Source organism: Ruegeria sp. O11 (assembly GCF_056535285.1).
In genome coordinates this window covers 1-12,888 of sequence record NZ_JBQERS010000028.1, presented here as the reverse complement: position 1 = coordinate 12,888, position 12,888 = coordinate 1, and the positions used below count along the sequence as shown (strand labels likewise).

General features: G+C 53.3%; 11 protein-coding genes and 3 pseudogenes. 9 read left to right on the top strand and 5 right to left on the bottom strand.

Going from position 1 to position 12,888, the window contains the following annotated elements; genetic code table 11:
- Window positions 1–396 (bottom strand): annotated as a pseudogene (locus ACRZ91_RS21890) (transposase); the annotation flags it as partial.
- A 62-nt stretch (window positions 397–458) separates the two neighbouring features.
- A complete protein-coding gene (gene glf, locus ACRZ91_RS21885; protein WP_480908597.1) occupies window positions 459–1,568 on the bottom strand; it encodes a UDP-galactopyranose mutase in 1,110 nt (369 codons plus the stop codon).
- 92 nt (window positions 1,569–1,660) lie between these two features.
- On the opposite strand from glf, the gene ACRZ91_RS21880 reads away from it, so the two are divergent.
- From ACRZ91_RS21880 to ACRZ91_RS21870, 3 genes are all read left to right on the top strand, one after another.
- The gene (locus tag ACRZ91_RS21880) at window positions 1,661–2,881 is read left to right on the top strand and encodes a glycosyltransferase (RefSeq protein WP_480908595.1); all 1,221 of its coding nucleotides are present in this window, start codon (window positions 1,661–1,663) and stop codon (window positions 2,879–2,881) included.
- Between the two features lie 228 nt (window positions 2,882–3,109).
- The gene (locus tag ACRZ91_RS21875) at window positions 3,110–3,262 is read left to right on the top strand and encodes a hypothetical protein (RefSeq protein WP_480908593.1); all 153 of its coding nucleotides are present in this window, start codon (window positions 3,110–3,112) and stop codon (window positions 3,260–3,262) included.
- Between the two features lie 125 nt (window positions 3,263–3,387).
- Window positions 3,388–3,699, top strand: coding sequence for an IS3 family transposase (locus ACRZ91_RS21870; RefSeq protein ID WP_480908592.1), 312 nt, complete (start codon window positions 3,388–3,390; stop codon window positions 3,697–3,699).
- Here the strand turns inward: ACRZ91_RS21870 and ACRZ91_RS21865 are convergent.
- Window positions 3,681–3,944: pseudogene (locus ACRZ91_RS21865) on the bottom strand (transposase domain-containing protein); the annotation flags it as partial. The gene ACRZ91_RS21870 and the pseudogene ACRZ91_RS21865 sit on opposite strands and share 19 nt — an antisense overlap.
- A gap of 185 nt (window positions 3,945–4,129) precedes the next feature.
- A complete protein-coding gene (locus tag ACRZ91_RS21860) occupies window positions 4,130–5,086 on the bottom strand; it encodes a hypothetical protein (RefSeq protein WP_480908589.1) in 957 nt (318 codons plus the stop codon).
- Between the two features lie 207 nt (window positions 5,087–5,293).
- Between ACRZ91_RS21860 and ACRZ91_RS21855 the strand changes: the two are divergent.
- The 6 genes and pseudogenes from ACRZ91_RS21855 to ACRZ91_RS21830 all read left to right on the top strand — a co-directional run bounded on the left by ACRZ91_RS21855 (window position 5,294) and on the right by ACRZ91_RS21830 (window position 11,032).
- A pseudogene (locus ACRZ91_RS21855) lies at window positions 5,294–6,052 on the top strand (IS5 family transposase).
- Between the two features lie 153 nt (window positions 6,053–6,205).
- Window positions 6,206–6,916, top strand: coding sequence for a class I SAM-dependent methyltransferase (locus ACRZ91_RS21850; protein ID WP_480908588.1), 711 nt, complete (start codon window positions 6,206–6,208; stop codon window positions 6,914–6,916).
- A gap of 204 nt (window positions 6,917–7,120) precedes the next feature.
- Window positions 7,121–8,551 (top strand): UbiA family prenyltransferase, encoded by a 1,431-nt coding sequence (locus ACRZ91_RS21845; RefSeq protein ID WP_480908586.1) that lies wholly within the window; start codon window positions 7,121–7,123, stop codon window positions 8,549–8,551.
- Window positions 8,548–8,976 carry a GtrA family protein gene (locus ACRZ91_RS21840; RefSeq protein WP_480908584.1) on the top strand — a complete coding sequence of 143 codons (429 nt, stop codon included), beginning with the start codon at window positions 8,548–8,550 and terminating at the stop codon, window positions 8,974–8,976. Before ACRZ91_RS21845 ends, ACRZ91_RS21840 begins: the two co-directional genes overlap by 4 nt.
- A complete protein-coding gene (locus ACRZ91_RS21835; RefSeq protein ID WP_480908582.1) occupies window positions 8,973–10,298 on the top strand; it encodes an FAD-binding oxidoreductase in 1,326 nt (441 codons plus the stop codon). The genes ACRZ91_RS21840 and ACRZ91_RS21835 overlap by 4 nt, the downstream gene beginning before the upstream one ends.
- Window positions 10,295–11,032, top strand: a complete 738-nt coding sequence (locus ACRZ91_RS21830; protein ID WP_480908580.1) for an SDR family oxidoreductase — start codon at window positions 10,295–10,297, stop codon at window positions 11,030–11,032. The genes ACRZ91_RS21835 and ACRZ91_RS21830 overlap by 4 nt, the downstream gene beginning before the upstream one ends.
- 24 nt (window positions 11,033–11,056) lie before the next feature.
- On the opposite strand, the gene ACRZ91_RS21825 is transcribed toward ACRZ91_RS21830, so the two are convergent.
- On the bottom strand, window positions 11,057–12,688 hold the full coding sequence (locus ACRZ91_RS21825; protein WP_480908577.1) for a hypothetical protein: 1,632 nt from the start codon (window positions 12,686–12,688) through the stop codon (window positions 11,057–11,059).
- Window positions 12,689–12,888 lie beyond the last annotated feature (200 nt).

Below are 12,888 nucleotides of genomic sequence, written 5' to 3'. Positions count from 1 at the left end.
AGCCGCGATCCCCGAGCAGCCAGTCGACTTTTTGGGAGGCTGCTGAGCAACGCCCGCGGCCCTTTTTTTTTGGCGGCCATGTTGGTCGCCGTTCGATGTGCTTTCAGGTAGGTCGCGTCGATCATCACGGTCTTGACCTCGCCGTGCTCGGCGGCCAGACCAGCCATCATCCGTGCGAAGATGCCTTTCTCGCTCCAGCGCTTCCAGCGGCTGTAGAGCGTTTTGTGCGGGCCATAGGCTGCAGGGGCATCGCGTTACCTTAACCCATTGCGGTTGATGAAGATAATCCCGCTCAACACCCGCTTGTCATCAACCCGAGGCTTGCCACGCAATTTCGGAAAGAAGGGTTTTAATACGCACCATCTGCGCGTCCGTCAGCCAGAAAAGTCCGCTCATGTCACCGTTCCGTTTTCGAGTGGTGAATCACGCGGCGCAGCGAAAATAAATGCATCCTGACCCTAGTTTCGGTGTGTTCTTCGCCAATTCGACAGAGTATCCATGGCGGCTCGAATAGTCACATCCATATCCATGTAGCGATAAGTGCCAAGCCTTCCGATAAAGGTCACCGCTTCATTTGCAAGGGCAGCCTCCTGGTATTTGTCCAGAATATCATCTCCATTCGTACGGTGGATTGGGTAATAGGGAATATCATCCGGCCCACAAGCACGGCTATATTCAAAAAAAAGAACCGTACCTTTGTGTTCTTCCCATGGACTGAAATGCTTATGTTCCGTGACTCGCGTCCAAGGCACCTCTTCATCAGTGTAATTCATGACTGCACACCCTTGAGCATCACCGACTCCTATACTCCGTTCGAAGTCCAGCGTTCGGTATTGCAGGCGTCCAAATTTGTGACCGAAGTAAGCATCAACCGGACCTGACCAAAAAACGTGATCATAGTCTTTCACATCCTCCGGATCGAACTGGGTATTCAGATGCAACTCGATATTGGGGTGATCAATGATCTTCTCGATCATTGCTGTGTACCCATTCTCGGGCATACCCTGATAGCGGTGCGCGAAATAATTGTCATCATAATTGAAACGGACCGGCAGCCGCTTGAGGATTGAAGCCGGAATTTCTACCGGCTCTTTTCCCCATTGCTTGCGGGTATAACCAAGAAAAAACGCTTCGTAGAGTTCAGGCCCGATGAACCGCAAAGCCTGTTCCTCAAAGTTTTTCGGCTCGGTGATCGAGGTATCCGCACGCTCGTTAATAAAGGCACGCGCCTCGTCGGGGTTCATAGTCTTCCCGAAGAACTGATTAATTGTCAGCAGGTTGATTGGTAGAGAAAAAACACGTCCCTTGGTCGTGGCCTTCACGCGGTTCACATAAGGCTTGAATGTCATGAATTGATTGACATACTCCCATACTTCCTCGTCGTTTGTATGGAATATATGTGGACCATAAGCGTGAACCATAACGCCAGTATCGGGGTCGCGCTCGGTATGACAATTTCCGCCGACATGCGCCCTTGACTCGAACATAGTAATCTTATGCCCATCCTCAGCGAGGGCTCGACCGATCACGGCGCAGGACAAACCAGCGCCGGCCATACCTATTCTCATCTTCCCTCCAGATAAATGTTGCTATATTTCCATAATAACTTAAGCCACTAGGAACTGAAACGATATTAGTTTGTAGGTCTTATAGGGAAAAAATGGGTAATCTGTTCTTTGGAGCGGGGGCCGGGGTACCTTCGTCTATTGTTCGTGTTTCTCGACGTGTCACGAAGATCATCTCGGGCGGATCTATTGCAAATCAAATGGCGACTGTTCGAGCACGCCGCTCTGTTCGACCCGTACGCAAAGTTCTCATCCTAAGCGATGGCCGCGCAGGAACCAGCGAGCAGCAATTTGCACCGCTACATCGGTATCGCCAGACAATCGCGCGCGAACTGGGGCTTCTTTTCGAATTCGGGTCTGTGGACAAGATCGATACGATCTCCGCAGATCAGATTTCAGGATATGACGCCGTTGGACTGAAACTGGCCTTCGACACGCCAACTGGTGACGCGGTGGCCAAGGCGAATAAACTCTTCGAGACTGCGCGCGCCGTGAATGCCCGTTGCCTTGTTTTTGATGGAGACGATGATCAATGCATACTCTGGCCCGATGTAATTGAGGCTTCCGACGCCTATATTAAAAAACATTGTTTTTCCGAGCCTAAAGAGTACGCTAGATCTTATATTGGCAAAAGCAACCTAACAGATCATGCCGCGGACACCTATGGTGTTGATTTTTCATCGGATATTATTCCAGAAACACACCCATTAACGGATAGCCAAATTGCCAAAATCATCCTTGGCTGGAACATCGCGCTGGATGATAAAATTTACAATCTGGCACAAGATATCACCCCGGCCAAACTACGACGCGACAGGAAAATCGATGTTTCTTGCAGAGCAAGCGTCGGACCTGACCAATGGACTTACGGCATACGGAACGATGCGGTCGTGGCAATCACAGCGTTGCAAGAAAAATTAAATGTGCATGCGCCCACGGATAGGGTTTCACAGCAGGAGTATTACAACGAGATGCTCAACTCGTGGCTCACAGTAAGTCCTTTCGGATATGGGGAGCTCTGCTGGCGCGATTTTGAGGCCATTCTCTGCGGCAGTGTGCTGGTGAAACCGGACGTTTCCCACATTACCACCTACCCCGACCTATTCGTACCAGGAGAAACCTACGTATCAGTAGCCTGGGACTACAGCAATCTTGAGGACAAATGCACCTCAATACTGGATGACACTGCAGCACGCGAACGTATCGCCCAGACCGCGCGCAAGAAGCTCCTTGATGCACTTACCCCAAAAACATTTCTGGATTGTCTTCATGATACCATGAGAAAAGCAGGCGTAACCGATTACTCTCTGCCATAAGCAAGAACCTTGAGCCACCCACGAAATTCGGACACTGACGTAAGTTACGATTTGTAGTCTACTGATCTTCGACGAAGAGGAGATCAGAGATGTCGAAACGGAAGCAGCATTCGCCTAAGCTCAAGGCGAAGGTGGCTCTTTAGGCGCTGAAAGGTGAGCAGACGGTGTCCAAGTTGGTGAGCCGGTTCGGGGTTCATCCGACGATGATCCCACACCTGGAAGGAGGCGTTGCTTGAAGGTGCGTCCGGCGTATTAGAGCGCGGCGGCAAGAAGGCCCCCGAGATTGACGAAGAACAGGTGAAGGAACTCCATGCCAAGATCGGGGAGCTGACTGTTGCCAACTTTTTCTCCAGAAAGCTCAAGCCGTGGATCGGAAAGTGAGGCGGAAAATGGTCGAGCCAGCCGATTCCGCCCTGTCCATCGGCAAGCAGTGCAAGCTGCTGTCGATCTCGCGGTCGTCGTCCTACTAAACGCTCAAAGGCGAGACCGCGCTGAACCTGAAGCTGATGCGTCGGGTCGATGAGCAGTTCCTAGAGACACCGTTCTTTGGCGTCCGCCAGATGACCTGGCATCTGCGCAATGAAGGCCATCTGGTGAACGAAAAGCGGATCAGGCGAATGATGCGGTTGATGGGTCTGATGCCGATCTACCAGAAGCCCAATACCAGCAAGGCCGCGAAGGGCCACAAGACCTATCCCTATCTGCTGAAGGGGTTGCGCGTGACCCGGCCCAATCAGGTCTGGGCGGATATCACCTATCTGCCGATGCGTAGGGGCTTTCTCTGTATGCAGTGCGCCGATCACTCGTCTGCGGCGTAATTCCAGGGCATCAAGCTGCCAATGTTGGACCATTTGTGCCCGTTTGCGATTGCGGTCAGGATTTGGGTGAGCCAGGCGCGCGGATCGACATTGTTTAATTTGCGGGTTTCGATCATCGATGCGAGGATGGCCCAGTTCTGAGCTCCAACCTCATGCCCAGCGAAGAAGGCATTCTTTCGGTTCAAGGCAATAGGGTGGATCGTGCGCTCGACGCTGTTAGAATCCAGTTCCACGCGCCCATCGCCATGGCTCTTGCGGGTTCCGGGTTTCTGTCTCATCTCCACTCCTTGGTGGTTACGATGTGCCAGAAACCTCTCTTATCAAATCACCCTAAACTGTCCAATTGGCGCTGACGACAGGCAAGCTAATCCCCGTCTGGTGGCCAGTGCAATGGCGCAGACTTCGGGAGCTAGGACATACTTGGTTAAAATTATGTTGGGGTGTTTACTTGCGAGTTGATATAGGAGGCAATTGCTGACCAATTGCTCTGGACCGTAGCATGCACCCCGGTTCCGGTGAAGTCAGGCTTCGGGGCTGCTTCTTGATACAAACAAGAGTAGACAATCGCCCCGACCACGCAATAGCATGTGGATGTTCCATGCGGTGCCCAATCCTCAAACCAGTCGCTAACCCCCAAGTCCGAGGCCGGTGTGTTGTCCATGACGGAAATCAACACACGACACGCCGGGATGAGCTTGATGCGGTCTGCATATGCCGGATAGGTCGCTTTGACGTTGCTCAACAGGTCGTCATAGAACTGGGTGTGGCCGTAGGTCGTGGTGGTATGTGCTTTATAATCAGTGAACCCACCCGCATAACCTTCTGTGCCATTCTCCGCGATGGGCTTCGGGCTACCAGGCATCGCAGTTGACGCACCCCACGGCTCGTAAATCCAAAACGTCTGGGTGTTCGGAAGGTTGGTTTCCCAGGCGTTGAACAGGTTCTCGAAATGCTGGTCGATAGGAACCGCGCTTGCAGCCGGAATAGCAACTGATGGGTCAGTTTCCATGTCGTCGCGAATTGGTGGCACATGGAAATTGTCCACCATCGCCACAACATCCGTAAACCCTGCCGCGTTTGTGCCGGCCCAATTCTTGAAATTGCCGCGCGGCACCGTCACTCCCGGCATTGTCTGATCGAAATTTGGCGGAGTCGCGCCCGAAATAGTGTTAAAGGTGAATGCATTCTTGAACGATTTGCTACGGTCCTGCGCGACCATCAGAGTCACCCAACGCCCGATACTACCGTATGTCTGGTTGTGATACCAAAGACTATGGCCATAGGTGCCGACTACCCGGTTTTGCTCTACGGGAGATGAAGGTGCTCCGATAGCCAGAGTGGCAAAAGGCGTAATGCCAAGTGCAGCAAGAAAACTTCTACGATTCATTTTTTCTCCGAAAACTACTTCAACTACTACCCTGAGCATCCGCTTCAATGCCCTACCAGAATATACGTAATATCATATATCGGATGATACAATGGCAACTGCACATCGTAGCTGGCTCTGATTAAGTCAGAAGCTCCAAATTAGGGTCAGGATGCATTGATTTCCGCCGCGCCGCGTGGTTCACGGCTCCGAAATAGGAGCGGTGACATGAGCGGTCTTTTCTGGCTGACGGACGCGCAGATGGTGCGTCTTGAACCCTTCTTTCCGAAATTGCGTGGCAAGCCTTGGGTTGATGACAAGCGGGTGTTGAGCGGGATTATATTCCTCAACCGCAATGGGTTAAGGTGACGCGATGCCCCTGCAGCCTATGGCCCGCACAAAACGCTCTACAGCCGCTGGAAGCGCTGGAGCGAGAAAGGCATCTTCGCACGGATGATGGCTGGTCTGGCCACCGAGCACGGCGAGGTAAAGACCGTGATGATCGACGCGACCTACCTGAAGGCACATCGAACGGCGACCAGCATGGCCGCCAAAAAAGAGGGCACGGTCGTCTGATCGGCCGAACCAAAGGCAGCATGAACACCAAACTGCACGCCATCTGCGACAGCCAGGGGCGCCCGATCGACCTGTTCGTCACCGCCGGTCAGGTCAGCGACTACATCGGCGCGCGGGTGTTGCTCAGCAGCCTCCCAAAAAGTCGACTGGCTGCTCGGGGATCGCGGCTATGACACCGACTGGTTCCGAGACGCGTTGAAAGACAAGGGGATATGCGCCTGCATTCCAGGTCGAAAACAACGCAAAACTACCGTGAAGTACGACAAGCGCCGATACAAACGGCGCAACCGGATTGAAGTCATGTTCGGAAGGCTGAAGGATTGGCGGCGCGTGGCGACACGCTACGACAGATGCCCAAAGGTCTTTCTCTCAGCAATTGCTCTGGCTGCGACCGTAATCTTTTGGTTATGAATCCTGATCCTGATCTTCTCTTGCACTTGATAGCGATTTGTGAAGCATGAATATTTTCAAGGCGCAAGATATGATATTCAGATATAAGTCACTCGATTGAAAGTAATCAATCTGTGTTTCGGGGTGCAATTATTAAGTAGTGGAGATTTGCATATGCGAAAGTTGAAGAATTCTATTCACCTAGCTATCCAGAAGTTTGGAATGATTGCCAGCCCAAACAAGCCGGGCGATATACGGGTCGAACTACAGAAAATTGCGACACATGAAACTGCGCTTTATGTCAAAGAACACATGTCAGACGTGCAATCTGTTTACGATTGGAGGGGTGTTCATGACATAGCTATCTCCGAGGTCGATATGGATGGCATGGTGCTGGAGTTCGGTGTCTACTCCGCGATGACAACAAACTATATTGCGGAGAGATTCCCAGATCGAAAAGTGCATGGATTTGACTCGTTCGAAGGGCTGCCAGAGTTCTGGCGTGATGGATACGACAAAGGGGTATTTGGCGTTGATGCGCTGCCAGCGGTGCGAGAAAACATTGACCTGCACAAGGGCTGGTTTAGTGAGTCTATCCCGCCGTTCATCGAAAATGTTCTGATGAAAGAGAAGGTAAAAAACATCGCCTACCTTCATGTGGATTGCGACCTTTACTCGTCCACAAAATCCATCTTCGACCTGTTGGGGCAGTGGATCGTCCCTGGGACAGTGATTGTTTTTGACGAGTACTTTAACTACGACGGTTGGGAAAAGGGCGAGTTTCTGGCCTTCAAGGAATTCTTGGCCGATGTGAACCTAGGGTACTCCTATCTTACCTACTGCAACAAACACGAGCAGGCCGCGGTAGTTATCGAACCGAAATAGAGGCCAATTCCCCGCAACTGTAGCCGCGTTCGGGTGAGAAGACTGTTCATCCCAGCAGCTCAAACTGACGACAGACACCGAAAGCTTGTCTGTGAAATAGCTCCTCGCCAGACATATATCTGCCATACTATATTTGTACCCAAGAGAGTATCGTTGCTCGCGTTATCTAACTAATAGTTTGAGGGGCTTTGGCCAAATTTTTGCATGACGAGTGAATCACCTATACCAGTTCTGGTCGTGGACCTGGATGGAACGCTGCTACGTTCTGACATTTTGTTCGAAACTTTCTGGAGTGCATTGGCAAAAAACTGGTGGACACCGATTCAGGCAGCCAGATCCTTGATTCAAAGCAAGGCAATGTTGAAACACGATCTTGCCCAGTCTGGTCCGCTGGACGTCGGTACTCTACCTTATGATACGGATGTTATCGCTTATGTGAAAAGCTGGCGAAGCAAGGGCGGTCGGACGGCACTCGTGACCGCCAGTGATGAAACGGTTGCCAGAGGTGTCTTTGACCATTTGGGGATATTCGACGAAGTCTACGGCTCGGATGGTGTGCGCAATCTCAAAGGACCGGCCAAAGCTGCGTTTCTGAAAGATCACTTTGGGGGCGGCTTTGCCTATATGGGTGACGCCAAAGCCGATATTCCCGTGTGGTCGCAGGCCGACCACGCGATCACTGTGAACGCGCCCGCCTCTTTGCGGAACACGGTAGACAAACTTGACGCCCAGGTCGATCATCTTCAGACCCACCCCGGCAGTATCAAGCCGTATATCAAAGCGATCCGTACCCATCAGTGGTTAAAGAACATCCTGATATTTCTGCCAATGCTGGCGGCCCATCAATATGACTGGGACACATTTTTTGCAGCGTTGTTGGCATTCATATCGTTTTCGATGATCGCGTCCAGCGCCTATGTAACAAACGACCTTCTGGACCTGGCGGCAGACCGGGCTCACCCGCGCAAATGTAAACGGCCTTTTGCGGCAGGTGCGATTCCGATTGCGCATGGCACATGGATGGCCTTTGGTATGCTGGCGCTCGGCACCGTGATCGCTGCCAGCGTCAATTTGGCTTTTCTGGGCGCAATGATCTTTTACTATGGTGCTACCACCGCCTATTCCCTGAATATCAAACGGCGGATCGTGATCGACATCATGATGCTGGCCGGGCTGTACACCACACGCATCATCGCAGGTGGCTATGCAACCCAAATACCTTTATCTGTCTGGCTTTTGGCTTTTGCGGTATTTTTCTTCCTGTCGCTGGCCTCGGTCAAACGTCAGGCAGAGCTTATCGACACCGCAAAACGCGGTGCGATGGAAGCGTCGGGCCGTGGGTATCAGGTCGACGATCTGCCGCTAATAAGCCAGGTGGCGATCTCGTCAGGCTATGTATCGGTTCTGGTGATGGCGCTATATATCAACTCTCCCGCCGTTGTAGAGCTTTACAGGTCACCCACGGCGCTTTGGGCAGTGTGTCTGATCCTGCTCTATTGGTTGACTCGCATCATCATGATTACCCATCGCGGACACATGCACGACGACCCGGTCGTGTTTGCGGCCAAGGACCGAACCAGTCAGCTGTGTTTTCTGGGTATTCTGTTCTGCGCCGTCTGGGGGGCACTGCTATGACGCTGGGTGGGTTGGTGCTGCGGTATGGCGCGTTTGCAGTCATTGCAACGATTGCAAACCTGACGACCCAACGGCTGGTTTTGCACTGGGGCGAAGGTTTAGGCCTCTTTGTCATTGCCATGGGCGCAGGTACATTTGTGGGACTGGTCATAAAGTACCTTTTGGACAAACGCTGGATCTTCTATGACCTGTCCTCGGGCGCTGCGGCGCATGGCAAGAAGTTCACGCTCTACACCATCATGGGGCTGGTCACGACGGTAATCTTCTGGAGTTCCGAAACAGCATGCTGGCTGATCTGGAAAACCGACCTTGCACGGGAGATCGGTGCCGTGATCGGCCTGACCATCGGCTATGTGGTAAAATACAATCTGGACCGGCGCTACGTGTTCACCGACGCGATGCTGTCGCTGGGGCGTGCGACATGATGCTCAGCGGATGGGGGCGCTTTCCGGTCATCTACGCTCCGGTCGTTGATCGGCCGCGTTCCGAGGCAGAATTGACCGCTGCCCAGGCCAAAGGCGGCGTCATCGCGCGCGGAAACGGGCGTGCCTATGGGGACAGCGCCGTCAGCCGTCGTGGTACAATCGATATGCGTCACTTCAACCGCATGATCTCGTTTGATGCGGAAACCGGCATCCTGGTTGCAGAGTCTGGTGTATTGCTGGCGGATGTCATCACCTCTTTCCTGCCGCGCGGCTGGTTCCCTCTGGTCACGCCGGGCACCAAATTCGTGACCTTGGGAGGCATGATCGCGGCCGATGTACATGGCAAGAACCATCATCGTGACGGTTCGATGTCGGCGGCCCTCGAATGGGTGGATGTCATGGATCAATCCGGTCAGGTGCACCGGGCATCCCGCACACAAAACCCGGAACTATTTGACTGGGTACCTGGCAGCATGGGACTGACCGGAATAATCCTGCGGGCAGCCATTCGCCTGCAATCGGTCGAGACCGGCTGGATCAGGCAAACCACGATCCCGGCCAAAAACCTCGCCGAGGCAATGGAGATCTTCGAAACCTCCGACGACAGCCCGTATTCGGTCGCCTGGATCGATTGCCTCAAGGGTGGTGCGAACCGGGGCCGATCTCTGGTCATGTTGGGCGAACACGCCTCAGGCGACATGCTGGGCGCGCAGGAAAACGATGACCGATACGCGCTACGCCCCAAGCGAAGAAATAGTCTAGCCTTCGACTTTCCGGGTTTTGCCATGTCAGGTCCCCTTGTTAAGGCGTTCAACGCGCTGTACTACCGCGCCGGGCTGCGCAAGGCTGGTGACAATCTGGTGGATTGGGACAGCTACTTTTATCCTCTGGATGCAATTTTGAACTGGAACCGGGTTTATGGACGCCGGGGTTTTCTACAATTTCAGTGCGCATTGCCGCTCGATGCATCCAAAGCAGGTCTCGAAGCTCTGCTCGAGGCGATTTCCGAGGCCGGTGCCGGGTCGTTTCTGGCTGTGCTGAAACGGTTTGGTGAGCAGTCCAGCAAGTTTTCATTTCCGATGCTCGGCTACACACTGGCGCTGGACTTCCCTGCCACTTCCAAAAACCTAAGGCTGCTTGAGCAGTTGGACAGGATCACCATTGCCCATGGGGGCCGTTTTTATCTGGCCAAGGATGCCCGAATGACCGCACAGACGCTGATCGAGAGCGATCCGCGCGTGGCGCGGTTTGTAGCCCAACGTCAGAACAGCGGTGCCTCTGAAACTTTTCAATCCTCCCAATCCGAAAGGCTAGCGCTATGAGCAAAGATTCCGTTCTCATCCTTGGTGCGCGCTCGGACATCGGCCTTGCGGTGGCGCATAAATTCGCAAGCCTCGGCCATCCGATTCAGCTTGCGGCGCGTGATGTCGAAACCTTGGAACCCAACCGCGCCGACATCACGACACGATACAGAGTCGACGTTACACTTCATGAGTTCGATGCGTTGCAGCCTGACAGTTTTACAGGCTTCGTTGACAGTTTGCCGAAATTGCCATTGATCGCGGTTTGCGCCGTCGGGTTCATGGGTGAGCAATCGCAGAACGAACAGGACTTAGCAGCCTCCAGCCTGGTCATGCGTTCGAATTACGAAGGCCCTGCGGGCATTCTGGCTGAACTCGCCAATCGGTTTGAGACGCGTGGTTCCGGTACTCTGGTAGGCATCAGTTCAGTCGCCGGGCTGCGTGGGCGCGCAACAAACTATGTCTATGGTTCGGCGAAAGCCGGATTTACTGCCTTCCTGTCAGGTCTGAGGAACCGGTTGGCAAAGAAGGGTGTGCATGTGGTGACGGTTCTGCCCGGTTTTGTCGCCACGCAGATGACCGAAAACATGGACCTGCCTGAATGGTTGACGGCACAACCGATGGAGGTCGCCGAGAAGATGGCCACAGCTGTCGAGCGCGGGAAGAACGTGATTTATATCCGTTCAATCTGGTGGCTGATCATGACGATCATCTGCAACATTCCAGAGAACGTATTCAAGAAGCTGAAACTATGAAATTGCCATCTACTGCCTTCAGGACTAAGGGTGTTTCGGGCAATTGACCTTCAGGACATAACCGGGACTGAGCAGCGTTATAAAAACCCCCACAGGTTCATAATCGCAGGACCTTTCGTCAAGCACTTGCCGCAACCCGTGTGTCGCCCGCCCCGTGTCTCCAGGCCAGACCGCATGGATTGAGCTTATGTAGAACGTACTGCCATCACGGGGCGCAGCATCCAGAACAAATCGTGCCAACGGGCGAAAATCGCCGCGCAAACGCAACATGATGTACATCTTCGCCCAGCCCGCAGGATCATTGTGCAGCATATCCTCGATCAGTACGGAAAACAGATCGGCGTCCATCTCGTTCCATTTCGGATCAAAATAGGATGGATCAATCGCAACACTGTGGGTCGACAAAGATGGCGCATAACTGTGATGGGAAATGGGCGCGCCCCGTTCGATCATCAATGGGATCAGGCGAAATGTTCCGAAATAATGCAATACCTGCGACGGCGGAAGATCCGCCAAAGTTGCGATCACCTGTTCACTGGATCCTTCGACAAGTTGCGGCGGCCATTTCGATATCACGCGCAGCCCGGTCGCTGCAAATATGCAGCTCAATATAGCCAAACCTGCGATGGCAATTGAACGTCGATAGCTTACCGAGCGGAGCAGGCAATCGACAACCGCCCCGGTCAATACGGGAAACACTCCCAACATCCAAACCAGATGGCGCGAACTGGCCGCCGGGTATTTGCCGATTGCGGCAAGCCCTAGAAAGACCGCCAAAATGGCGCTGATGAACAATATCAGCCCTGACAGTTGCGATCGCTCTGCCCCTTTTGTGAACGCAACCGCGGCCAGAGCGCCGAGGCACACCACAAACAAGGTGGCCGCGCCTCTGATCCGAAACAGCTCCATTGTGGCGTCGCCGAACCGCTGCAACGCCTCCATGCCCAGACCCCCATAGGCATCGGGAAACGCAGTAATCTGGATTTTCGTCGCATGACCAATCTGAAGGTAATAAGCCAAAGCCAGCACAATCAGAAGGCCCGCCAGCGCGATCTCTTTGAGCTCAAGCTGACGCCCGAGAAGCCGCAATACCAGAAATACGCCCACCACGACGCACGCCCCGACAATGGTCGAAACACCCAAAAAAAGGCCTGCCAGAAGAACTGCAATGTCACGGAAATTAAGCCCCGCGCTCCGGTCTTTCGCATAGATCCAGGCCGCAAAGATGGCGAACCCGGCGGCATCGAAAGCATAGAATTTCAACATCGAGCCATTGATCAAAAAAGACGGGAGCGACAGCAACAAGAGCAACCCCGCCGCCATCGGCAGAGCCCGCTTGCCAAAAGCGCCAAACATTGCCGCCGAGATCACGCACAGCGTCAGCAGGATGATGATCAGACGCATCACGTGAATTGACAGACCAGAGATAGCTTGCAGCAGCAGGTTGAATACGGGCGGCCCCGCCTGCTGCGCTTCGGGCAAAGGGCCGAAGGCCTGGGCCAGATTGGTCAGCGGGAAGTTCAGCAACTGCGAAACTTCATCAATCCAGATGCTGCGATCAGTCCAGAAATAGATTTGGACAGTCCCAAAAACCAAAACCAATACTAAAATCAATAAACCAAACGGGCCGTTGGGATGGCCAATATCCCTTTGCATGGCAGTCTCTCTGAATTCGCCTACATGGAAATGAGTAAACGAAACTATGACAGAGGGGCAAGACGGGCGCATCCACATACGGATGTGTGGCAAATATTTGGAACGGCCAAAGTCAGCGACTTTCTGGATACACCTATCCTGCGATCTCGGCGAATAACTGGAAGCCGGAATTCTTATCGCTTGAGAATTGCTGTTTTCGG